Origin of the sequence: Ruegeria sp. HKCCD7296, assembly GCF_013110775.1 — a bacterium.
GTDB lineage: Bacteria > Pseudomonadota > Alphaproteobacteria > Rhodobacterales > Rhodobacteraceae > Ruegeria.
This window is the reverse complement of record NZ_WVRF01000005.1, coordinates 232,641-255,858: the sequence shown is the minus strand read 5'-3', so window position 1 is coordinate 255,858 and position 23,218 is coordinate 232,641. Positions and strand designations below refer to the sequence as shown.

At 57.6% G+C, this 23,218-nt stretch carries 27 protein-coding genes; 2 read left to right on the top strand and 25 right to left on the bottom strand.

What is annotated here, in order from left to right; all coding sequences use genetic code 11:
- The first annotated feature begins 5 nt into the window (after positions 1 to 5).
- Together GS632_RS09850 and GS632_RS09845 are read left to right on the top strand one after the other, a co-directional pair.
- A complete protein-coding gene (locus GS632_RS09850; protein WP_171721725.1) occupies positions 6 to 404 on the top strand; it encodes a DUF983 domain-containing protein in 399 nt (132 codons plus the stop codon).
- A 25-nt stretch (positions 405 to 429) separates the two neighbouring features.
- A complete protein-coding gene (locus GS632_RS09845; RefSeq protein WP_171175141.1) occupies positions 430 to 1,131 on the top strand; it encodes an NUDIX hydrolase in 702 nt (233 codons plus the stop codon).
- 10 nt (positions 1,132 to 1,141) lie between these two features.
- On the opposite strand, the gene GS632_RS09840 is transcribed toward GS632_RS09845, so the two are convergent.
- From GS632_RS09840 to GS632_RS09725, 25 genes are all read right to left on the bottom strand, one after another.
- Positions 1,142 to 2,809: a ribonuclease J gene (locus GS632_RS09840; RefSeq protein ID WP_171237296.1), complete on the bottom strand. Its 1,668-nt coding sequence runs from the start codon at positions 2,807 to 2,809 to the stop codon at positions 1,142 to 1,144.
- Entirely contained in the window at positions 2,806 to 3,585 is a 780-nt protein-coding gene (locus GS632_RS09835) for a type III pantothenate kinase (protein WP_171237295.1), read from the bottom strand. The genes GS632_RS09840 and GS632_RS09835 overlap by 4 nt, the downstream gene beginning before the upstream one ends.
- A 12-nt stretch (positions 3,586 to 3,597) precedes the next feature.
- Positions 3,598 to 4,347, bottom strand: a complete 750-nt coding sequence (locus tag GS632_RS09830; protein ID WP_171175147.1) for a biotin--[acetyl-CoA-carboxylase] ligase — start codon at positions 4,345 to 4,347, stop codon at positions 3,598 to 3,600.
- Positions 4,348 to 4,401: 54 nt separating this feature from the next.
- Complete coding sequence (gene nuoN, locus GS632_RS09825; RefSeq protein WP_171721726.1) at positions 4,402 to 5,844, bottom strand: NADH-quinone oxidoreductase subunit NuoN; 1,443 nt, start codon at positions 5,842 to 5,844, stop codon at positions 4,402 to 4,404.
- Between the two features lie 15 nt (positions 5,845 to 5,859).
- Positions 5,860 to 7,404 carry an NADH-quinone oxidoreductase subunit M gene (locus GS632_RS09820; protein ID WP_171237293.1) on the bottom strand — a complete coding sequence of 515 codons (1,545 nt, stop codon included), beginning with the start codon at positions 7,402 to 7,404 and terminating at the stop codon, positions 5,860 to 5,862.
- Entirely contained in the window at positions 7,404 to 9,581 is a 2,178-nt protein-coding gene (gene nuoL / locus GS632_RS09815) for an NADH-quinone oxidoreductase subunit L (protein ID WP_171237292.1), read from the bottom strand. The genes GS632_RS09820 and nuoL overlap by 1 nt, the downstream gene beginning before the upstream one ends.
- Positions 9,582 to 9,588: 7 nt before the next feature.
- Positions 9,589 to 9,894, bottom strand: coding sequence for an NADH-quinone oxidoreductase subunit NuoK (gene nuoK / locus GS632_RS09810; RefSeq protein ID WP_005984024.1), 306 nt, complete (start codon positions 9,892 to 9,894; stop codon positions 9,589 to 9,591).
- Between the two features lie 4 nt (positions 9,895 to 9,898).
- Positions 9,899 to 10,501 carry an NADH-quinone oxidoreductase subunit J gene (locus tag GS632_RS09805; RefSeq protein ID WP_170615376.1) on the bottom strand — a complete coding sequence of 201 codons (603 nt, stop codon included), beginning with the start codon at positions 10,499 to 10,501 and terminating at the stop codon, positions 9,899 to 9,901.
- Positions 10,498 to 10,908, bottom strand: coding sequence for a carboxymuconolactone decarboxylase family protein (locus tag GS632_RS09800; RefSeq protein ID WP_171175155.1), 411 nt, complete (start codon positions 10,906 to 10,908; stop codon positions 10,498 to 10,500). Before GS632_RS09800 ends, GS632_RS09805 begins: the two co-directional genes overlap by 4 nt.
- Positions 10,905 to 11,399, bottom strand: a complete 495-nt coding sequence (gene nuoI / locus GS632_RS09795) for an NADH-quinone oxidoreductase subunit NuoI (protein WP_170343788.1) — start codon at positions 11,397 to 11,399, stop codon at positions 10,905 to 10,907. Before nuoI ends, GS632_RS09800 begins: the two co-directional genes overlap by 4 nt.
- A 1-nt stretch (position 11,400) precedes the next feature.
- Positions 11,401 to 12,438, bottom strand: a complete 1,038-nt coding sequence (gene nuoH, locus GS632_RS09790; protein ID WP_171175157.1) for an NADH-quinone oxidoreductase subunit NuoH — start codon at positions 12,436 to 12,438, stop codon at positions 11,401 to 11,403.
- A 204-nt stretch (positions 12,439 to 12,642) separates the two neighbouring features.
- Positions 12,643 to 14,664 carry an NADH-quinone oxidoreductase subunit NuoG gene (gene nuoG / locus GS632_RS09785; RefSeq protein WP_171237291.1) on the bottom strand — a complete coding sequence of 674 codons (2,022 nt, stop codon included), beginning with the start codon at positions 14,662 to 14,664 and terminating at the stop codon, positions 12,643 to 12,645.
- 3 nt (positions 14,665 to 14,667) lie between these two features.
- Positions 14,668 to 15,072 (bottom strand): DUF5333 domain-containing protein, encoded by a 405-nt coding sequence (locus GS632_RS09780; protein WP_253284446.1) that lies wholly within the window; start codon positions 15,070 to 15,072, stop codon positions 14,668 to 14,670.
- Between the two features lie 101 nt (positions 15,073 to 15,173).
- Positions 15,174 to 15,524 carry a hypothetical protein gene (locus GS632_RS09775; protein ID WP_171175163.1) on the bottom strand — a complete coding sequence of 117 codons (351 nt, stop codon included), beginning with the start codon at positions 15,522 to 15,524 and terminating at the stop codon, positions 15,174 to 15,176.
- Positions 15,525 to 15,561: 37 nt separating this feature from the next.
- Positions 15,562 to 15,978 carry an MAPEG family protein gene (locus GS632_RS09770; protein ID WP_171092171.1) on the bottom strand — a complete coding sequence of 139 codons (417 nt, stop codon included), beginning with the start codon at positions 15,976 to 15,978 and terminating at the stop codon, positions 15,562 to 15,564.
- A 5-nt stretch (positions 15,979 to 15,983) separates the two neighbouring features.
- Complete coding sequence (nuoF, locus tag GS632_RS09765; RefSeq protein ID WP_171237290.1) at positions 15,984 to 17,282, bottom strand: NADH-quinone oxidoreductase subunit NuoF; 1,299 nt, start codon at positions 17,280 to 17,282, stop codon at positions 15,984 to 15,986.
- Positions 17,283 to 17,294: 12 nt separating this feature from the next.
- Complete coding sequence (locus tag GS632_RS09760) at positions 17,295 to 17,516, bottom strand: DUF5337 domain-containing protein (RefSeq protein WP_171092174.1); 222 nt, start codon at positions 17,514 to 17,516, stop codon at positions 17,295 to 17,297.
- Positions 17,517 to 17,546: 30 nt separating this feature from the next.
- Entirely contained in the window at positions 17,547 to 18,662 is a 1,116-nt protein-coding gene (gene nuoE / locus GS632_RS09755) for an NADH-quinone oxidoreductase subunit NuoE (RefSeq protein ID WP_171237289.1), read from the bottom strand.
- A gap of 39 nt (positions 18,663 to 18,701) precedes the next feature.
- Entirely contained in the window at positions 18,702 to 19,331 is a 630-nt protein-coding gene (locus tag GS632_RS09750; RefSeq protein ID WP_171175167.1) for a hypothetical protein, read from the bottom strand.
- On the bottom strand, positions 19,331 to 20,554 hold the full coding sequence (locus GS632_RS09745) for an NADH-quinone oxidoreductase subunit D (protein WP_171237288.1): 1,224 nt from the start codon (positions 20,552 to 20,554) through the stop codon (positions 19,331 to 19,333). Before GS632_RS09745 ends, GS632_RS09750 begins: the two co-directional genes overlap by 1 nt.
- Entirely contained in the window at positions 20,554 to 20,679 is a 126-nt protein-coding gene (locus GS632_RS22260; protein WP_256368491.1) for a hypothetical protein, read from the bottom strand. The genes GS632_RS09745 and GS632_RS22260 overlap by 1 nt, the downstream gene beginning before the upstream one ends.
- Before the next feature lie 60 nt (positions 20,680 to 20,739).
- On the bottom strand, positions 20,740 to 21,342 hold the full coding sequence (locus tag GS632_RS09740; RefSeq protein ID WP_171175171.1) for an NADH-quinone oxidoreductase subunit C: 603 nt from the start codon (positions 21,340 to 21,342) through the stop codon (positions 20,740 to 20,742).
- Positions 21,343 to 21,353: 11 nt separating this feature from the next.
- A complete protein-coding gene (locus tag GS632_RS09735; RefSeq protein ID WP_171175173.1) occupies positions 21,354 to 21,887 on the bottom strand; it encodes an NADH-quinone oxidoreductase subunit B family protein in 534 nt (177 codons plus the stop codon).
- Positions 21,878 to 22,243: an NADH-quinone oxidoreductase subunit A gene (locus GS632_RS09730; protein WP_050602775.1), complete on the bottom strand. Its 366-nt coding sequence runs from the start codon at positions 22,241 to 22,243 to the stop codon at positions 21,878 to 21,880. The genes GS632_RS09735 and GS632_RS09730 overlap by 10 nt, the downstream gene beginning before the upstream one ends.
- A 192-nt stretch (positions 22,244 to 22,435) precedes the next feature.
- Complete coding sequence (locus tag GS632_RS09725) at positions 22,436 to 23,218, bottom strand: crotonase/enoyl-CoA hydratase family protein (protein ID WP_171237287.1); 783 nt, start codon at positions 23,216 to 23,218, stop codon at positions 22,436 to 22,438.

The window sequence follows — 23,218 nt, the reverse complement described above, 5'->3', positions numbered from 1 at the left end:
ATATTATGACGGATCAGACGATCAACACCGCGACCGAGACAGAGCGTGAAACATGGCCCGCCCTTGTTAAAGGGTTTCGGTGCAAGTGCCCCAACTGTGGTAAGGGCAAGCTGTTGCACAGCTATCTCAAGGTCAATGACAACTGCGCGAAATGCGGGCAGGAGCTGTTTCATCACCGCGCCGATGACGGGCCAGCCTATCTGACGATTCTACTTGTTGGTCACCTGCTGGCGCCTGCCCTGCACGTGTCCTACGTCCATTGGCGGCCAGACCCCTGGACCATGGCCATCGGTTTCTCAATCGGTTGCGTTGCTCTGTCGCTGTACCTGCTGCCCCGTTTGAAAGGCGCCGTTGTCGCGTATCAGTGGGCCCGCCGTATGCACGGTTTCGGAACATCGAATTGAACCTGCCGGGCCGGGTGGCGTAGACATGACAGCAGACAAGACCGCCATCCGTGACGCCGCAACTGTCATCGTTTTGCGGGACAGATGGACCAATCCGTCGATCCTTATGGGGCAACGCGGGTCCAAAGCCGTGTTCATGCCGAACAAGTTTGTGTTCCCTGGCGGTGCCGTTGATCCGGCGGATTCAGCAGTGCCCCTGGCGACCAAGCTGCCCGATCTGTGCCGTGACCGTTTGGCTGAACAGGCCGAGTCCGGATTGCAACACGCGCTGGCCGCCGCTGCCATTCGCGAGCTCTGGGAGGAAACGGGCCTTGTTCTGGGCCAGCCGGGCGCATGGCCGGGGCACGCACCTGACGACTGGCAAAGCTTTTCCGACATGGGATACGTGCCATCTGCAGCTGCATTGCAGTTCGTTTTCCGCGCGGTGACACCACCCGGTCGCCCTCGCCGGTTTGACGCACGGTTCTTTTTGGTCGACGCGGAAGCCTTGCAAGGTGATCTGGACGATTTCAGTCGCGCCTCAGACGAGCTGTCGCACCTGCAATGGGTGCAACTGGACCGCGCGCGAGATTTGGACCTGCCCTTCATAACCGAGGTTGTTCTTGCCGAAGTAGCGGCCCGGGTTACATCCCCCGAGCCTCCAGTGTCCGTTCCGTTTTACAAGAATGACGAAGAAGCCAACCTGTTCCTGCGCCTCAGGGGTTACCCGATGCCGGAACACGACTGACGGTACCGGGTCACCGCATCCGGCTGACAACCACCGTCACTTCGGGCTTCTTACCGATTTCCGCTTTCGCGGTCTGCCGAACGATCCGGCGCATCTCGTCTTCCAGTTTGTCGTCGTCGCGCAGGGTTTTGGCCGCAGCCCGCATCAGGAATTGATTCAGGTCCTCCTCCAGAACCTCCACCAAAGCCGCGCGCGAAGTTCCGATCTCGGGCAGGCCCATGGTATCGCACCAAGGTTCACCCAGCGGTTCGTCTTCCTCGTCCAAAACCACGGTGACCGTGACATGGCCGTTCAATGCCATGCGGATACGATCCCGCACCACGCCGTCCAACGCGCCGACCTTGACCGACCCGTCCAGATATGTGCGCCCGGTTTCGACATAGTCGACAACAGCCGGGGCATTGCCACTGAGATCCAGCATGGCGCCATTCACCGCCAGCACACCACTTCTGCCACCATTCTCGGCCAGTTTGACGTGTTCGCGCAGATGACGGTGTTCACCGTGCATCGGGATCACGACTTGCGGATCGATCAGCGCATGGACCTTCTCAAGATCAGGCCGGTTGGCATGGCCTGACACGTGATAGAGACCCGAACTGTCATCGACGACATCCACGCCCTTTTCGCTGAGCTGGTTCATGATGAAGATCACGCCCCGCTCATTGCCCGGAATGGTTTTAGAAGAAAACAGAAACAGGTCGCCCTCGGCCAGTTCCAGACCCCGGTACTTGCCGCGGGCCAGTTGAGCGCTGGCGGCACGGCGTTCACCCTGGCTTCCGGTCACGATCAGCATCAGATTCTGGCGTGGAAGATCCAACGCCTCTTCCGCGCTGATCACCTTTGGGAAATCCGACAGGATGCCAGTTTCGGTTGCGGCCTCGATCATCCGGCGCATTGCGCGGCCCAACAGAACAACCGACCGCCCTGCCCGCTGACCCGCTTCGGCCAGTGTTTTGACCCGCGCAACGTTTGAGGCAAACGTGGTCGCCACGACCATGCCTTCGGCGTTTTCGACCAGTTTGGTGATTTCCGGCCCAACTTCGGATTCCGAACGGCCGGGATGGGCCGAGAACACGTTTGTACTGTCGCAGATCAGGGCTTTGACACCGGGTTTGGCCACTTCGGTCCAAAGGTCTGGGTCGAAAGCCTCGCCCACGACCGGATTCTCGTCCAGCTTGAAGTCACCGGAATGCACCACTCGTCCTGCAGGCGTGTCGATGACTAACGCCGCGCTTTCAGGGATCGAGTGCGAAACAGGCAGGAACCCAACCGTGAAAGGACCAACCGAGACATGTTCGGGCCAAGCGGATACGGTTGTTACTGCCTCGGTTGGGTGCGCGTGTTCTTCCATCTTGCGGCGTGCAATGTTGGCCGTGAACGCGCGGGCATAAATCGGGGTGCCCAAGGCTTCATAGCAATGGGCCACCGCGCCAACATGGTCCTCATGCGCGTGAGTGATAAAGACGCCGTCCAGCTGATCCGCACGCTCTTTCAACCAAGAAATATCTGCATAAATCAGGTCAACACCGGGCGTTGTGTCCATGTCCGGAAAGGTGACGCCCAGATCAACAAGGATCAGGCGCTCCTGTCCCGGTTTACCATAGCCGTACACATAGGCATTCATGCCAATTTCACCCGCGCCACCCAGCGGCAGGTAGATCAATCTTTCACTGCTCATGCGGAGCTATTTTCCTTGTTATAGCGATGGATCACGGTCAATCCGTGCATCGTCAGATCATCTTCGATTGCGTCGAACCCTACGTCGGCCTGATCGAACAAAGGGGCTAGCCCTCCTGTTCCGACAACTTTCATTGGCATTCCGTATTCGTTTTTGATCCGGGCGATCAGGCCTTCGATCAGGCCGGAATAGCCCCAATACACGCCAGATTGGATACATCCAACCGTATTCGTCCCGATCACTTTATCCGGTCGGGTAATGTCGATATGCGGAAGCGCGGCCGCCCCTTGATGCAGAGCTTCAAGGCTCAGGTTCACACCGGGCGCAATAATTCCCCCGACATAGGCCCCATCGGCTGCAACCACATCAAAGTTCGTTGCAGTGCCAAAATCCACCACGACCACGTTTCCGCCGTGCCGGTCAAACGCGCCCACTGCATTGGCCAGCCGGTCAGGCCCGGGTACGGTTCCCTCATCCACACGAGGGGGCACAGGTAACAGACAGTCAGGCTTGCCAACCACCAGCGGGCGGCACCCAAAGAAGCGATCCGCAAAAATGCGCAGATTGAACACCACTCGCGGCACAGTCGAGGCGATGATGACATCCGTTATGACCGCCTCAATGCCATAGTGTTTCACCAGCGTCGAATACCATGTGAAATATGCATCCGCCGTACGCGCATGGTGGGTCGACGTGCGCAGGGTGCACAGAAACTTCTCGCCGTCCCAGATCGAGAAAACGGTGTTGGTGTTGCCGCAATCAATGGCCAGAAGCATTTAACGCCCCTTTCAGAAATACACGTCTGCCGCGGGAATGCTCACGCGGCCCTTGGCGGTGTTTAAGACAAGGTTGCCGCTTGCGTCCACTGTTTCGAATGTTCCTACCGTCTCTGACGTTCCGGTACGTGCGGTGATAACCTCTCCCAACCGGGCCGCGCGGGCCAACCAAGCAGTACGGATCGGTTCGAACCCATAAGTGGTAAATTGGGTTTCGTAAGTGGCAAAGGCGCCTGCAAGCTCGGTCAGAAAATCCTCTGGCGAGACGTGCGTCCCGGTTTCTGACAGCAGTGAAACAGGCCGCATCGCACCAGGTTCGACCGCATCCGCATCCGGTGCATTGGCCAGGTTTACCCCGATACCGATCGCCAGATGCGCCACACCGTGCCCCTGCCCGGTGCTTTCCAGCAAGATACCGGCAAGCTTACCGCCATTCAGCAGGACATCATTGGGCCACTTCAGCGACAGCCCGGCCGTTCTTCCGGTTACGGCGACACAGGCATCGAACAGGGCCAGCGCGGCCACAAAACTGCGCAATGCCGCCTGTTCCGGCGCGCCTTGCGGACGCATCAGCAACGTCGCGGCCAGATTGCCCATAGGATTAGCCCAGGCCCGTCCACGCCGCCCGCGGGCTGCTGTCTGATGATGCGCCATGATCCAGACAGGACCACGGGCATTGGGTGCGATCCGCGCCGCCTCGTTCAGGGTGCTATCGACTTCCTGCACCTCGTGCAGACCGTAGCCTTGGGGCCATTTACTCATATCAAAAAGGCTCGGTCACGTGACCGAGCCCCTCCTTTCGAATGTTCAAGACGTTCAGTTGACAAGCGTCGCCGCAGCAGCTGCTGCTGCGCCCTCGACACCGAACTGATAGAAGATGCCGACCAGCATCAACGCCGCAGATCCCATCAAAGCCACCCACAGAACGGGCGTCGATCGGGTCTCGATTGGCTCTTCGTTTTCAGCCCCGAAATACATATAGAACACGATCCGCAGGTAGTAGAACGCACCAATGACGGACGCGATGGCCGAGACGATCACAAGGCCGGTCAACCCTGCGCTTACACCCGCTTGCCAAACCCCAAACTTGGCAAAAAAGCCCAGCATCGGCGGCACACCGGCCAGCGAGAACATCAGGATCAAAACGGCAAGGGCTTTGCCCGGATCGCGCTTGGAATACTGGCGCAAGGCATCAATATCGGTTATCGGTTTTCCGTCACGTTCCATCATCAGGATGAAGGCAAAGGTTCCGATGTTCATGGTCACGTATATGGCCAGATACATTAGCATCGCTTTGATGCCCAACTCGGTACCTGCAGCAAGACCGATCAAAGCATAGCCCATGTGGGCAATTGACGAGAATGCCATCAGACGTTTGATGTCGCGCTGGCCAATCGCGGCGACAGCACCCAGCAACATCGACAGTACCGAAAGCAGCACGATCACCTGCTGCCAGTCTTTCACAATGCCTCCGAACGCGTCATGCATCAGCCGGGCAAAAAGGGCCATGGCGGCCACTTTCGGCGCGGTCGCAAAAAAGGCTGTAATTGGCGTTGGAGAGCCTTCGTACACGTCCGGTGTCCACATGTGGAACGGCACGGCCGAGACTTTGAAGGCGAGTCCTGAGATCAGGAAGATCAGACCAAATAGCAGGCCAATCGAAACGTCTCCGGCCTGAACGGTCGTGATGATGCCCGAGAAGAGCGTGGTTCCGGTAAAGCCATAAACCAGCGACGCACCATAAAGCAGCAAGCCCGAGCTGAGCGCACCCAGCACGAAATACTTCAGACCCGCTTCGGTCGACTTGGCGCTGTCGCGACGCAGTGCTGCCACGACATAGAGCGACAGCGATTGCAGCTCGAGCCCCATATAAAGCGACATCAGATCACCCGCGCTGACCATCATCATCATGCCAACGGCGGCAAGTGCGACCAGCAGCGGATACTCAAAACACAGCAGATCGCGGCGCGCCATGTATTCCTGGCTCATGACCAGTACGGCACCTGCCGAAAGCAGAATGGCAACTTTTGCAAAGCGGGCGAACCCATCATCGACGAACATACCGTTGAACGCCACATTGGTGCCTTCACCCTGGGTGGCAATCCAAATCGCCAGAAGGGCCATCAAACCGGCCGTGGTCCAGACCAGCAGAGGTGCCATGCCGTCTTTCGTCGTGTAGACAGCCCCCAGCAGCGCCGCCATCGCATAAAGCGCCAGAATGATTTCCGGCAGGATAATTGTCAGATCAGCCTGGATCATGTCTCCAAAGCTCCCTTAGTGCGAAGCGGCCGTCTGGTTCGCAGCCTCAGCCGCGGCCAGAGCCGTGTCATAGTTCGAAATCAGTGCGGCAGTGGATTGCCCGATCACATCCGTTACCAGCGACGGGTAGACGCCCAAAAGGATGGTCATCACAATCAGTGGGGCAAAGATCAGACGTTCGCGTGAGCTCATGTCGGTCATTGCCTTCAGGCTTTCCTTGATCAGATCGCCAAAGACCACGCGACGGTACAGCCACAGCGCATAACCGGCCGAAAAGATCACACCGGTCGCGGCCACAGCCGTTACCCAAGTGTTGACCTGGAAGGCCCCCATCAGAGTCAGGAATTCACCGATGAACCCGGATGTGCCCGGCAGACCGACATTGGCCATGGTGAAGAGCATGAAGACCAGCGCGTAGGCAGGCATCCGAATGACCAGACCGCCATAAGCCTCGATATCCCGAGTATGCATCCGGTCGTAGATCACGCCGACACACAGGAACAACGCGGCCGAGATAAACCCGTGGCTCAGCATCTGGAAGATCGCGCCGTCGATGCCCTGCTGGTTTGCCGCAAAGATGCCCATAGTCACAAAGCCCATATGCGCGACCGACGAGTAAGCGATCAGCTTCTTCATGTCCTCTTGCACCAGTGCCACCAGCGAAGTGTAAACAACCGCAATCGCAGACATCCAAAGCACCAGATCGGTCATCACCGCGGAACCCACAGGGAACATCGGCAGGCTGAATCGCAAGAAGCCATAGCCACCCATTTTCAACAGGATCGCCGCCAGAACGACCGACCCTGCAGTTGGGGCCTGAACGTGCGCATCCGGCAACCAGGTGTGCACCGGCCACATCGGCATCTTCACCGCAAACGACGCAAAGAAGGCCAGGAACATAAGCGTCTGCATACCACCGACAACATAGATGCCCAGCACGCTGAAGCTTTCCGATGAGAATTGGTGGCTCATCAGCGCCTCAATATCCGTGGTGCCCGCATCTGCATACATTGCAACCATCGCCACCAGCATCAGCACCGAGCCAAGGAAGGTGTAGAGGAAGAACTTGAAGCTGGCGTAGATACGGTCCTTACCGCCCCAAATGCCGATGATCAGGAACATCGGGATCAGGCCAGCCTCGAAGAACAGGTAGAACAGCACCAGATCCAGCGCCATGAACACGCCCAGCATCAGGGTTTCCAGCAGCAGGAAGGCGACCATGTATTCCTTGACGCGGTCGGTTACATTCCAGCTGGCCAGAATGGTGAATGGCATGATGAAGGTGGTTAGCAGCACGAACAGAACGCTGATGCCATCCACACCCATCTTGTATTTCAGACCCATCAGCCACTCACCCTCTTCCACCATTTGGAAGCCGGGGTTCGAGGGATCAAAGCCGGTGTAGATGCCAATCGATACCAGGAAGGTCACGGTCGTCGCCAACAGCGCGATCCACTTGGCATTGCGTTGGGCCGCAGCGTCATCCCCATGCAGGAACAGCGCCAGAATACCTGCTGCAATCGCCGGGATGAACGTAACGATAGAGAGGATATTGTCCATTAGTTGGCCCCTCCGCCGATAGACATCCAGGTCACAAGGGCTGCGATGCCCAGCACCATCCAGAAGGCATAGGTAAAGATGTACCCGGTCTGCGCCTTGCCTGCGAGGCGGGTAAAGAAGGGAACAACGCCCATTGCTACTCCGTTCAGGAAGCCATCAATTGTATTTCCATCGCCGCGTTTCCACAGGAAGCGACCAAGGGCGATGGTGGGTTTGACAAAGATCACGTTGTAGATCTCGTCAAAATACCACTTGTTCTTGAGGAACAGGTACAGAGGGCGCTGGTTGTCGGCCAACCGCGCGGGCAGCGTCGTGTTCACGATGTAGAACCAATAGGCCACGATAAAGCCCAGCACCATCGCGACAAAGGGCGAGACCTTAACCCATTTCGGAGCGGCGTGCGCATCGTCCAACACGTGGTTGTCCGGTGCCATATACAGCGCGCCCTCGCCCGGTTCGCCGACAAAGGCATAGTGGTGATCACCACCATGAGCAGCTTTGTCACCGTGGCCGTCGTCTGCAAGGCCCTCATCCGCATGTGATTCAGCGCCATGACCATCATCCGCATGACCGTCATCCGAATGTGCGGCATCGTCATGCTCTTCGGCTTTGCCGTGATCGCCGGCCTCTGCGTGTTCTGACGCTTCAGCAACAGGGATGCCGTAGAACTTACCAACCTTGTCGGCGTGGCCAAAGAAGTTGCCGTACCAGATCATCCCGGCAAAAACCGCGCCCAGTGACAGAACGCCCAGCGGCACCAGCATGACCATCGGGCTTTCATGCGCGTGATCATGCGTATGTTCGTCGCCACGCGGCTCACCGTAGAAGGTCAGGAAGATCAAACGCCAGCTGTAGAACGAGGTGAACGCAGCCGCCACAACCAGCAACCAGAAGCCATAGCCCGAGCCGCCCGCATAAGCGCTCTCGATGATGGCGTCCTTGGACAGGAACCCGGCAAAGCCAAATGTGGTCAGCGGAATACCAACGCCGGTGATGGCCAGCGTGCCGATCATCATCGCCCAGAAGGTATAGGGGATTTTCTTACGCAGACCGCCGTATTCAGTCATCTCCTGCTCGTGATGCATCGCATGGATCACTGACCCGGCGCCAAGGAACAACAAAGCTTTGAAGAAGGCGTGTGTGAACAGGTGGAACATCGCCGCCGAGTACATGCCCACGCCTGCAGCCACGAACATGTATCCAAGCTGAGAACAGGTCGAATACGCAATCACGCGCTTGATGTCGGTTTGCACCAGACCCACGGTGGCCGCAAAGAACGCGGTGGACGCGCCCAGTACCGTGATGAAGCCGGTTGCGCCCGGAGCAAACTCCATCAGCGGCGACATGCGGCAGACCAGGAAGACACCCGCCGTCACCATGGTCGCGGCGTGGATCAGGGCAGACACAGGAGTCGGGCCTTCCATCGCGTCCGGCAACCAGGTGTGCAGGATCAACTGAGCCGATTTACCCATGGCGCCGATGAACAGCAGCACACAGATGACTTCAATCGCAGTCCACTCACCCCACAGGAAGTGCAGCTTTTCTTCGGCCAGCGCCGGGGCGGATGCAAAGATGTCCGAGAAATTGATGCTGTCGGTCAGGAAGAAGATTGCGAAGATCCCAAGCGCAAATCCGAAGTCACCCACACGGTTCACGATGAACGCTTTCATCGCCGCCGCATTGGCCGAAGATTTGCGATAGTAGAAGCCGATCAACAGGTACGAAGCGACACCCACGCCTTCCCAGCCAAAGAACATCTGCACCAGGTTGTCCGCTGTCACCAGCATCAGCATGGCGAAGGTGAAGAAGGACAAATACGCAAAGAAACGCGGTTTATAGCTTTCGCCCTCACGCCACTGCGGATCATGATCCATGTACCCGAAGGAATAGAGATGCACGAGCGCCGAAACGGTCGTCACCACGATCAGCATGATCGCAGTCAGACGGTCCAGTCGAATAGCCCAGCTTGTCGACAGCGAGCCGCTTTCGATCCAGCGCATGATCTCGATCTGCTGGGTCACCCCATCAAATGTGAAGAAAACGATCCACGACAGCAGACAGGCCAGAAACAGCAGACCCGTGGACGTCCACATGGCGGCTTTCTCGCCAATGAACTTCCAGCCAAAGCCGCAGATCAGCGCGCCCACGAGCGGGGCAAAGAGGATGGTGGTTTCCATAGTTCTCTTAGCCCTTCATCATATTGACGTCTTCAACCGCGATGGTGCCACGGTTGCGGAAGAAGCAGACCAGAATGGCCAGACCAATCGCCGCCTCGGCTGCCGCAACGGTCAGCACGAACAGCGTAAACACCTGCCCAACCAGATCGCCGAGGAAACTGGAAAACGCCACGAGGTTGATATTCACCGCCAACAGCATCAGTTCGATGCTCATCAGCAGGATGATGACGTTCTTGCGGTTCAGGAAGAGACCGAAGATGCCGATGACGAACAGCGTCGCCGCGACCGTAAGATAGTGTTCAAGTCCGATCATCGTCTCAAAGTCCCTGCCCCGGTTTCACGTCCTTCAACTCCATCGCCTTGGCCGGGTCGCGCATCATCTGGCCGACGATGTCCTGACGCTTGATGTCCTGACGGTGGCGCAGGGTCAGCACGATAGCACCGATCATCGCCACCAGCAGGATCAGGCCCGCCAGTTGGAACAGAAGGAAGTATTGATCGTAAAGGATGACGCCGAGCGCCTCGGTGTTATGGCGGTCTGCTGGAACCGGCTGGGCCAGATTGGCCGCAGCACCCTGCGCGCTGTCCCATGCGCCAAAGGCCATGACGAACTGCATCAGGATGACCAGACCGATCAGCAAGGCCAGCGGCATATAGCGCGCCATCTCGGCCTTGAGCTCGGCAAAGTCAACGTCCAGCATCATAACCACGAACAGGAAAAGAACCGCAACCGCGCCAACATAGACGATGATCAGCAGCATAGCCACGAACTCGGCCCCCAGCAGCACGAACAGCCCCGCCGCCGACAGGAAGGACAGGATCAGCCACAGCACCGAGTGCACTGGCTGGCGGCTGATCACCGTGAACAGTCCGCCGGTGATGGCGCTGATGGCAAACAGATAGAAGGCAAAGACGGTCATTGATCCTCATCCTCGTTGTCGCCCATGGCCTCTTGCGCCAGATCCAGCGCACGGGTCATGGCCGGGATGCCGGCAAAGACCGACATCTGACCGATCGTTTCCACGATCTCTTGTTTCTTGGCACCCGCTTCCAGCGCGTGGCGCACAGTTTGGCGCACGGCACTATCCGCTTGCGCGCCCTGACAGGTCAGCCCGGCCAGCGTCAGCAGCAGGCGGGTTTTGGCATCCAGCCCGTCCTTGTTGACGGTGTTACCGAACATCATCTCCATGACCTCTTTGGGCATGGTCGGCCACAGCGCCTCAAACCCCTTGGGCGAGAAATTCTCCATCGCCGGGTTCATCGCCTTGGCCATGTCCTGAGCCTGCTTCATCATCAGCTCGAACGGATTTTTCGGGCTGTCACTCATCGGTACGGTGCGTCCAGTTCCAAGTTGCGGGCGATCTCGGCTTCCCAGCGTTCGCCGTTATCCAGCAGTTTTTCCTTGTCGTAGAACAGCTCTTCACGGGTCTCGGTGGCGAATTCGAAATTCGGGCCTTCGACGATGGCATCGACCGGGCAGGCCTCTTGGCAGAAACCGCAATAAATGCATTTGGTCATGTCGATGTCATAGCGCGTGGTGCGGCGGCTGCCGTCCTCGCGCGGTTCGGCGTCGATGGTGATGGCCTGCGCCGGACAAACCGCTTCGCACAGTTTGCAAGCGATACAGCGTTCTTCACCGTTGGGATAACGGCGCAGGGCGTGTTCGCCACGGAAGCGCGGGCTGAGAGGGCCCTTTTCATGCGGGTAGTTCACGGTGGCTTTCGGGGCGAAGAAATACTTCAGCCCCAATTTCATACCGACCCAGAAGTCCTGTAGCAGGAAATACTTGGCAGCGCGCGTGTAGTCGATTTGCGTCATGTCAGCCTCCTACGCTCCAACGGGCAAACGCGCCCCAGAACCAGTCGAATTTTGCAGCAAAAGCAACGAAAACCACCCAAGCCAGCGAGAACGGCAGGAACACTTTCCAGCCCAAGCGCATCAGCTGGTCATAGCGGTATCGAGGCGTGATCGCCTTCACCATCGCGAAGATGAAGAAGAAGAACGCCATCTTGGCGACCATCCACAGCACACCATCCGGCAGTCCCGGGATCGGCGACAGCCAGCCGCCAAAGAACAGCAGCGTGGTCAGGGCGCACATCAGGAAGATTGCGATGTATTCTCCGGCCATGAACAGCAGGAATGGCGTGGCCGAGTATTCGACCTGATAACCGGCCACCAGTTCCGATTCCGCCTCGGGCAGGTCAAACGGCGGGCGGTTGGTTTCTGCCAATGCCGAGATGAAGAACAGGAACACCATCGGGAAGTGCGGCAGCCAATACCAGCTGAAGAATCCAAACGAGCCGTCCTGCGCGCGGACGATGTCGCCAAAGTTCATCGACCCGGTCGAGATGATCACACCGATGATGATCAGGCCGATGGAGACTTCGTAAGAAATCATCTGCGCGGCAGAGCGCAGCGAGCCAAGGAACGGGTACTTTGAGTTCGACGCCCAACCACCCATAATCACGCCATAAACTTCCAAAGAAGACACAGCGAAAACATAGAGAATGGCAACGTTGATATCCGACAGCACCCAGCCATCGTTGAATGGAATTACAGCCCAGGCGATCATCGCCAGAACAAAGCTGGTCAGCGGCGCAAGGATAAAGACGGTCCGGTCTGCCCCAGCAGGGATGACAACCTCTTTCACCACGTATTTCAGCGCGTCGGCCACCGATTGCAGCAGGCCGTAAGCGCCTACAACGTTCGGACCTCGGCGCATCTGGACAGCGGCCCAGATCTTGCGGTCGCCGTAAACAAGGAACAAAAGCGAGATCATCACGAACGCTACAACGGCAAGCACTTGCGCTAGAATGATGATGGCTATTCCGCCTGGGGTGTTAAAGAATTCAGCCATTGGTCCTCACACCGTGGGTATTCCGTTTTCCGCCCGCGATGCAAAGGCCAGATGCCTGCGCAAAGAGCGACTGGGTCGGCGCGTTGGTGTAAACAGCATCTGCTGCTTCTGCGCTACCCTTAATCTTAAGTTTCACACACAAATCCAGCGCGGCGAACTGCCACCCGGCAGCCGCTTTTGCAAGCGATATGAAACGGTTCTGGTTCATTCCGCCGCGATCTTTTCGGCCTGACGCGCCTGGGCCTGTGCCGAAAGCTCGGCCATAAGTTGAGACGCACGGGCAATCGGGTTGGTCAGGTAGAAATCCTTGACCGCGTTGCGGAACGTGGCCTGACCCAGCGGCGCTGTGTCGAGCGGCTGGACTTCGTTTTCGATGACCTCATCGATCTGCGCCAGATGTGGCACGGCCTCGATCAGCAGGGTCCGCAATTGCGCCAGCGTGTCGAAGGGTAGTGTTGCACCCAGCTCGGCCGAAAGCGCACGCAGAATCGCCCAGTTTTCTTTGGCGCCGCCCGGTGCAAAACCAGCGCGCATGGCCAGTTGCGGGCGACCTTCGGTGTTCACGAACAGACCGTTTTCCTCGGTATAAGCCGCGCCCGGCAGGATCACATCGGCGCGGTGCGCACCCCGGTCCCCATGGCTGCCTTGATATATGACAAACGCACCTTCACCGATCTCGACCTCATCCGCGCCGAGGTTATAGATTACGTCCGCTGCGCTGATTGGATCCATGCCACCTTCGTTGGTTGCATCTACATCCATCGCGCCCACGCGTGAGGCCGCCGTATGCAGTACGATCAACCCGCTTTCTGTATTGGTTGCAATGATTTGCGCCGCCGCCAGAACGGCCTCGCCATCTGCCTCTTGCAACGCGCCTTGCCCTACGATGACCAGCGAAGGCTTACCTTTGATGGCCTCATTGCCCCCCATGTCGACGACCTTCTGCAAGGCCGCACGATCATCGCCCATGTGATGATAGTCATAGGTCAGATCGACTGCCGGACCGACCAGAGCCACCTCGGCCCCGTGCGTCCAGGCTTTGCGGATTCGCGCGTTCAGAACAGGGGCTTCATCACGCGGGTTGGTACCGATCAACAGAATACGTTCCGCCGTATCGATATCTTCGATTGCAGCAGTGCCGGCATAGGCACCCCGATTGCCCGCAGGCAACTTGGCCCCATCGGTGCGGCATTCGACAACACCGCCCTGCCCTTCGATCATCTGCTTCAGGGCAAAGGTTGCTTCGACCGAGGTCAGATCACCTACGATCCCCGCAAGCTTTTCAGCCCCTTTCAGTGCCTCAGCAGCTTTGGTCAGCGCCTCGGGCCATGTAGCCGGGCGCAACTTGCCGTTCTCTCGGATATACGGCCGATCCAATCGCTGGCGGCGCAAGCCATCCCAGACGAAGCGGGTCTTGTCGCTGATCCACTCTTCATTCACGCCATCATGGTTGCGTGGCAAAAAGCGCATCACTTCGCGCCCTTTAGTATCTACGCGGATGTTCGATCCAAGGGCATCCATAACGTCGATGCTTTCTGTCTTGGTCAACTCCCATGGGCGGGCAGTAAAGGCGTAGGGTTTCGACGTCAGCGCCCCGACCGGGCACAGATCGATGATATTGCCCTGCAGGTTCGAATCCAGAGTCTGATTCAAGTACGAGGTGATCTCGGCATCCTCACCCCGCCCGGTCTGACCCATCTGAGCGATCCCAGCGACCTCGGTCGTGAAACGCACGCAGCGGGTGCAGCTGATGCAACGGGTCATCGCCGTGCCAACCAGCGGACCAAGATCCAGATCATCGACCGCGCGCTTCGCCTCTTTGAAGCGTGAACCCGAGACGCCATAAGCCATCGCCTGATCCTGCAGGTCGCACTCACCGCCCTGATCGCAAATCGGGCAATCCAGCGGGTGGTTGATCAGCAGGAACTCCATCACCCCTTCGCGGGCCTTTTTGACCATAGGCGAGTTGGTCTTGACCACAGGCGGCTGCCCTTCTGGCCCGGGACGCAGGTCCCGAACCTGCATCGCGCACGAGGCCGCAGGCTTCGGTGGGCCGCCAACAACCTCGACCAGACACATCCGGCAGTTCCCGGCGATCGACAAACGTTCGTGATAACAGAAGCGCGGCACTTCTACCCCGGCTTGCTCACAAGCCTGGATCAGGGTCATCGCGCCATCGACTTCGATTTCCTGCCCGTCGATATTGATCTTGCGGAGGTCAGACATGGTCTAGTTCGCCCTCAAATAAACGCCAATGGCGCTGTTTCTTTGGATTTCCTTCTGCCCCAGGGTGCAGAATGTGGTGGGGTTTTCATACGTCACGCCATTTGAGGCCAGATACGCCTCGCCCTTGGCGCGCATCCGGTCTTTTTCCGCATCCGATTCCACGTAAGACCGGATTTCCGTATCCGAATACCCCAATTCGTTTGCCTTGGACCGCAGCCCCCACATCACGCTGATCGCCTTCAGTCGCCGCCCGCTGATCGAAGGGCAGTATTCCGAAATCTCGTTTGCGATGGCGATGTAGTAGAGTTCGTTGTCGATCTCTTTGACTTCCCTCAAGGGCGGCTTTGCATCTGCTGCGGTAGGGAAAGCCATCAAAGCGGCCAGAGCGATTGTTTTTGCAAATGACATGGGTTTTCCTTTCGTCTTGGACTGTCCAAGACGAAGGTATGTGCGTCTGCTAGGTAATAACGCCATGCGCGACACGTCACGATATGCAAAAACACCGGTCATCATGGCCGTTGGCAAGTTCCTGCAAATGTGAGTTGGTCGTCGGCAATGGTAAGCTGCTGCGGTTCTGTGTCTGGCCCTACTTTCCAATTGATCCGCGACGATCCGAAATTCTGGACGCAGAACTTTGTGCCCTCGTGCCGTCCAGCTTCGCGCGCACCGTCCAATGACGCCGATACACCTTTGACGACAACAGTAAACTCAGCAGGTGAATTCTTTTTGTCGACCGCTTTGGCTTTGGTCCGAAACGCCTTGCCATCGAACAGAATACGGTCCTCTGACGGTCTGATCAGACCGCAGGCAGACACACTTGCCAAAGCCAACACAACAACAAGAGTTTTAGGGGCCTTCATACATTCCCTCATTGTTTTTTGTTCCGCCATGTCGCCATCAAAACGCCGCCACCAATGCCATAAGCCCGATCACAAACATGCAGGCCCAGCCCAGCACATACAGCACGGAGCGCAGACCGCTGTTCGGCTTGCCGATCCCTCTGAGATGCACCACCAGCATAAGTAGCCGTGCAACCAATGCGACCGACGCCAGAAGGTTGACCCAGAATGGGCTGACCCCCAGCAAAATTGCCGCCACAACAACGGTTAGAAACGCCGGGAGCGTTTCGGTCCCGTTCAGATAGGCCCGGTTCAGACGATAGGCTTGATCGCCATAATCCTGCTCGGGCGTGGCACCAGGTGCCAAGCCCTTGCCCTGCTTGGCCAACGCGGAAAACGGGGCCAGAAACAAAACGACCAATGTGAAGAACACAACGGATGCTATGGCGTGTGAATATTCAGCAAAGGCTTCCATTCGGTTTACTCCGCTGCCATCGCACCCATGCGGCCCGATTTCTGGGCCTTGATGCGGTCCTCGATCTCTTCCCGGAAGTTGCGGATCAGGCCCTGGATCGGCCAGGCGGCCGCGTCACCCAAAGCACAGATGGTATGGCCTTCGACCTGTTTGGTCACATCAAACAGCATGTCGATCTCTTCCAACTCGGCCTCGCCGCGCACCAGACGATCCATAACGCGCATCATCCAGCCGGTGCCTTCCCGGCATGGCGTGCACTGACCGCAGCTTTCGTGCTTGTAGAATTTCGACAGCCGCCAGATCGCCTTGATGATGTCCGTCGACTTGTCCATCACGATCACCGCAGCCGTACCAAGGCCCGAGCCCAGATCATTGCGCAGGTAGTCAAAATCCATGATCGCGTCGCGCATGTTTTCACCGCGCACGCACGGAACAGACGAGCCACCCGGGATAACCGCCAACACGTTGTCCCACCCACCGCGAATGCCACCGCAATGAGTTTCGATCAGGTCCTCGAAGGAAATCGACATCGCCTCTTCCACGACGCAAGGGTTGTTCACATGGCCCGAGATCGCAAACAGCTTTGTGCCCGCGTTGTTCTGACGGCCAAAGCCTGCGAACCAGTCCGCACCTCGGCGCAGGATGGTCGGCACGACGGCAATCGATTCCACGTTGTTCACCGTGGTCGGGCAGCCATAGAGGCCAGCCCCTGCCGGGAACGGAGGTTTCATCCGCGGCATGCCCTTTTTGCCCTCAAGGCTTTCGATCAGCGCGGTTTCCTCACCGCAGATATAGGCGCCCGCACCGTGATGCAGGAACAGATCGAAATCCCAGCCTGAACCCGCCGCGTTTTTACCCAGCAGACCGGCGTCATAAGCCTCATCAATCGCGGCCTGTAGCGCCTCGCGCTCGCGGATGTATTCGCCGCGCAGGTAGATGTAGCAAGTATGCGCGTTCATAGCGAAAGACGCGATCAGACAGCCTTCGATCAGCGTATGCGGGTCATGGCGCATGATTTCGCGGTCTTTGCAGGTGCCGGGCTCGGATTCATCCGCGTTCACCACCAGATAAGCCGGACGACCGTCGCTTTCCTTGGGCATGAACGACCATTTCAGGCCCGTCGGAAAGCCCGCACCGCCGCGACCGCGCAAACCCGAGTCTTTCATCGTCTGAATGATCCAATCACGGCCCTTTTCGATCAGGCCAGCAGTGCCGTCCCAATGCCCGCGGGCCTGCGCGCCTTTCAGCGTGCGCTCATGCATCCCGTAGATGTTGGTAAAGATCCGGTCCTGATCCTTCAGCATCGCGTGTTACCTTCAGCTGTCCTGACGCATGCGCCAGAGTTGAAAAATGTTGATGCCCGCATAGATGAAACCCGCCAAAGCAGCGAGATCAAACAGCAGAGCGTGCCGGGTGGTCAAACCCAGCGCGGGGCCGATGAACAGGTTCATGGCAAGCCAGATCAGCATGGTCACGGCGATGACCACTCCGATGTGTCGACCCTTGCGGGCTATGGCCTGTTCCTTATCTTTGTCCATCTTTCCCTGATGCCCCGGGTGGGCATCCGCTTAGTCTTCGTAGGTGCCGTCTTCCTTGGCACGTTTGGCGAATTCGGTTTCTTCACCCGCCGCAAGCTTGGCCGCCTGTTCGATCCAGCCGTCGCGTTCGATCCGGCCCTTGAACTTCAGGCGTGCATCAACCCAGGCCACATGTTCGGGTGTCCAGGATGCGATCTGGTCGTAGTGATAGAAACCCAGCTCATTCAGCGTTTCTTCCAGCTTGGGACCAACGCCTTTCAGCATCTTCAAATTATCTGGCTTCCCGTCCCGTGCTGCCGTCAGCGTCTCGGGTTGAGCTTCTTTGACGTCTTCTGCGGCCTTTGCTTTCGCTTCAGCCGCTTGCTTTGCTGCAGGCTTAGGTGTTTCCGGCGCCTTTGGAGGTATGGCAGCCGCCGACGCGCCGGCCTGCTTGCCATCCTTGCCCAACCACGGTGTCAGGATCGGCACTTCGGTTCCGTCGATGCGCTTGATCGTGTCGCCCAGATCCGTCGCCAGCTCAACGCTTGCGTTGTGTTCCGGCTTTCCAGCTTCATATTCCGACAAGCTGCTCAGCCCCTTCAACGGCTCAGCCGCATAGCGCCCATTCTGCGGTCCAGGCGTCGGCACCTTGCCAGCGACCAGATCGTCGATGATCCTGCCAAAACTCTCAGCCGTCAGGTCTTCGTAGTAATCCTTGCCGATCTGGGCCATCGGAGCGTTGGTGCAGGAGCCGAGGCATTCGACTTCTTCCCAACTCAACTTGCCATCGGCAGACAGCTCATGCGGCTTGGCTGCGATCTTTTCCTTGCACACCGCAATCAGATCCTCGGCCCCGCATATCATGCAGGAGGTCGTGCCGCAGACCTGAATATGTGCAACAGACCCAACCGGTTGCAGTTGGAACATGAAATAGAACGAAGCGACCTCGAGCACGCGGATATAGGCCATGCCCAGCATGTCGGCAACAGATTCAATCGCCGGACGGCTTAGCCAGCCCTCCTGCTCTTGCGCGCGCCAAAGCAGCGGGATGACCGCGCTGGCCTGACGGCCTTCGGGGTATTTGGTGATCTGAGCTTCGGCCCATTGCTGGTTGGCAGCGGTAAAAGCGAAGCTTTCGGGTTGATCTGAATGGAGGCGACGGAGCATCTCGGCTATCTCATGTTCTCTCTGTAACTTCGCTATGCACTAATTCGGTACCGAAGAGCTTGAATTGGGTGACCAAAAACCCTCAGCATTTTTGCTAGCTAGATTCATTCTCTCAAAGTCGCTTATCGCCAGCAAAAAGTCCGCTTTGGACAACCCCGCCTCCACGCCGACTTCGTCGAACAATCGGGCACTGTCATATCTGCCCGGAAAGTCAACTATTTTCGCAAACGCTGCGCGCAAAGCCTGGTTTCCCTTGACTTGATCTGCAGTCAACTGCGCGGCTGGATTGTACGGTAGCAATTTGAGTCCATAGATATCCTTTAGGAATTGGACCAGAATACCATCTCGGACCAGTTCCAAGACCAGCAAGCGCACAGTCTGTTCTTTCAAGTCATCTTTCTCAATATCGAATTCTACATCAAATGCTGATGCTTTAAGCTTTTCGGTGAGTTGACCTATCGAAAGTAAATTATCCGATTGAGTCATAATCTCTTGGAGTTTTGCCTTGCGCCAACTGCTTACCGTCTGCTGACGCCGTTCCGCATCTAATTTCTGGGATTGTTCAACCCTTTGCAGGTAGAACTTATAGAACCCAAAAAGTGCCGCTACGATACCGAGAACAGTTGAGATTAACCTGATTTCTTCGGCATTATTTGTAAGCCAATCCATTAGCGATCAATCTCCCCAAACACTACATCCATGGTGCCGATGATGGCGGCGACGTCAGCTAATTGGTGACCTCCGGCAACGTGGTCCATGGCTTGCAGGTGCAGGAAGCCCGGCGCGCGCAGCTTGGCCCTGTAAGGCTTATTGGTGCCGTCGGCGACCAGATAGACGCCGAATTCGCCCTTGGGGGCCTCGACCGCGGCATAGACCTCGCCTGCGGGGACATGGAAGCCTTCGGTATACAGTTTGAAGTGATGGATCAGGCTCTCCATCGAGGTCTTCATGTCTGACCGTTTCGGCGGGGTGATCTTGCCACGGGCCAGAACGTCACCCGGGCATTCACGAATCTTGGCGATAGCCTGACGGATGATCAACAGCGACTGGCGCATCTCTTCCATGCGGCAGAGATAACGGTCATAGCAGTCGCCATTTTTACCGACGGGGATCTGGAATTCGAATTCGTTATAGCATTCGTAGGGCTGCGCACGGCGCAAGTCCCAAGCCAGACCGGACCCACGGACCATCACGCCCGAGAAGCCGTATTTCTGGATGTCATCCTCGGTCACAACGCCAATATCAGCGTTGCGCTGTTTGAAGATGCGGTTTTCGGTCAGCAATCCGTCAATGTCGTCCAGAACGGCGGGGAACTCGTGGCTCCACGCCTCGATATCGTCCAGCAGTTCCGGCGGCAGGTCCTGATGGACACCGCCAGGGCGGAAATAGGCGGCGTGCAGGCGGGCTCCACAGGCGCGCTCATAGAACACCATCAGCTTTTCGCGCTCTTCAAAGCCCCAGAGCGGCGGGGTCAGAGCACCTACATCCATTGCCTGCGTGGTCACATTCAGCAGGTGATTCAGGATGCGCCCGATTTCGGAATACAAAACCCGGATCAGCGAACCCCGACGCGGTACTTCGACACCGGTCAGCTTTTCGATGGCCAAACACCAGGCATGTTCCTGGTTCATCGGCGCCACATAATCCAGACGGTCGAAATACGGCAGGTTCTGCAGATATGTCCGACTTTCCATCAGCTTTTCGGTGCCACGGTGCAGCAGGCCGATATGCGGATCGCATCGCTCGACGATCTCGCCGTCGAGCTCGAGAACCAGACGCAGAACCCCGTGCGCCGCAGGGTGTTGCGGGCCGAAGTTGATGTTGAAGTTGCGGATCTTCTGTTCTCCGCTCAGCGCGTCCGTGCTGCCGTCATCGTATCTTGAGCCGTCCATCAACGCCCTCGTTTCTTCTTTTTCGCCTCGGCCCGCACCCGGACCTTTTCGGCATCAGCCGCTTTTTCTGCCGCGGCTGCCAATAGGGCACCCATTACGCCCAATGCGATCAATTCACCCATCATGTCAGCGTCGCTCCAATCATTGCAGCCTTGTTGCCTTCCTTCGGGTTGAGACGTTTTTTGTTACGTCTCTTGCTTCTCATCCCCCGGCAGGATGTAGTTCGCACCTTCCCATGGGGACATAAAATCGAATTGTCGGTATTCCTGCACCAGACTGACGGGTTCGTAGACCACGCGTTTTTGCGCCTCGTCATAGCGAACCTCGGTATATCCGGTGGTCGGAAAGTCCTTGCGCAGCGGATAGCCGCGGAAACCATAGTCTGTAAGGATACGCCGCAGATCCGGGTGACCCGAGAACAGGATGCCAAACATGTCGAACACCTCGCGCTCGAACCAATTGGCCGAGGGGTGAACATCGACGATCGAGGGCACCATGTCCTCCTCGCGGATCGAAACCCGCAGGCGGATGCGTTGATTCTGGTACATCGACAGGAAGTGATAGACCACATCGAACCGCTTGGCGCGTTCGGGATAATCGACACCGGTGATGTCCACCAGGGTTGAAAACTGGCAAGACCGGTCGCTTTTCAGAAATTCGATAAATTCAACCAGGTTTGACGGCGCCACATCGACATTCAGCTCTCCATGGGTGACATCCCAGGACAAGACGCAATCGGCCCGCTTCAGCTCCAGCTGTGCGCCGAGTTCTTTGAGTGCTTCGCTCATCAACTCTCTCCTCAGCGGACGATGGTGCCGGTACGGCGGATTTTGCGTTGCAGTTGCATCAGACCATACAGCAACGCCTCAGCGGTCGGAGGGCAGCCCGGCACGTAAATGTCTACAGGCACAACCCGGTCACAGCCACGTACGACCGAGTAAGAGTAGTGATAATAGCCACCGCCATTGGCGCAGGATCCCATCGAGATCACATAACGCGGCTCGGGCATCTGGTCGTAAACTTTACGAAGCGCCGGGGCCATCTTGTTGGTCAGCGTGCCTGCCACGATCATCACGTCTGACTGGCGTGGGGACGCACGCGGCGCGATACCAAACCGTTCCGCATCATAACGGGGCATCGAGGTATGCATCATTTCAACCGCGCAGCAGGCCAGACCAAAGGTCATCCAATGCAGCGACCCGGTGCGCGCCCAGTTGATGATGTCCTCGGTCGAGGTCAGCAAGAAGCCCTTATCCTGCAGCTCAGCGTTCAGGGCCTGGGTGGCGACTTCTTTGTCGACGCCAGCAATGTTTGCACCCGTCATCACTCCCATTCCAAGGCCCCCTTCTTCCACTCATAGGCAAAGCCGATGGTCAGAACACCAAGGAACACCATCATCGACCAAAATCCGACATCGCTGATGTCCTTGAAGCCGACGGCCCAAGGGAACAGGAAGGCGATTTCAAGATCGAAGATGATGAAAAGAATCGACACCAGATAGAACCGGACATCGAATTTCATCCGCGCATCGTCGAAGGCATTGAAACCACATTCATATGCGCTGACCTTTTCGGGGTCTGGATTGCGGACGGCCAGAACCACAGCAGCCAGAATCAGGACGATCCCAAGGCCAACGGCAACGGCCAGAAACACCAGAATCGGGAGGTACTCCCGCAGCAGGTCTTCCACGAATAGCTCCTTTCCTGCGCATATCCCAAAAGGGTGCGCCGTCAATTGGCGTGTTGACTGGACATTCTCTATCCCTGCGGGGTCAGGGGGTCAACCGAACACAGTGCCCCACGACATCAAACATGCGCTTGACAGCGCGGCATAGAATCGCAGTGGGGTTTCTTGCCAAGGCCAAGCGGTTCTTTGTTAAACCTACTTATTCCATGCAGGTTTTCGTTTTTCGAAGAACGCCGCAATTCCTTCACGCGCCTCTTCCGTTTCCCAGCGTTCAACCAGTTCCCCAATGGTCTGGTCTATCACAGCGTCATCAATGCGCGGGCCCAGAGTTCTGATCAGCTCTTTGGCCGAGGCAACCGCGCCGGGCGCGCATGACAGATAGGGGCGAATTTCGTCCTCTATCGCATCCGCAAGCTGTTCCGCGGACACCGTCTTTGCCAGCAAGCCCAGCTCAACAGCTTCTGCAGCATCGAACAATCGGGCCGACATAAACACTCTGCGCGCACGCGCTTCGCCCATACGGGCGATGACGTAAGGCCCGATGGTGGCAGGGATCAGGCCCAGCCGGGTTTCAGTCAGACCCATCTTGAGGCTGTCCACCCCTATTGCGATGTCGCAGACAGCAGCCATCCCAACACCGCCGCCAAAGGCGTTACCCTGTAGCGCGCCGATCAAAGGCTTGTGCAGTGTGTTCAAAGCTTGCAGCATCTCAGCCAGCTTGCGGGCCTCGGTGAAACGGGTCGCTTTATCCGCCGCCATCTGATCCTGCATCCAACCCAGATCGCCACCTGCGCAAAAGCTCTTTCCGGCTGCGGCCAGAACAACGACCCGAACGGTATCGTCCTGCCCCAATTGCTCTGCGGCCTGGGTCAGCTCGGTGATCATCTGACCAGACAAAGCGTTGTGCTTTTCTGCCCGGCTCAGGGTCAGAGTGGCTATCCCTCGTGAATCGGTCGAGATCGCGAGTGTTTCAAACAT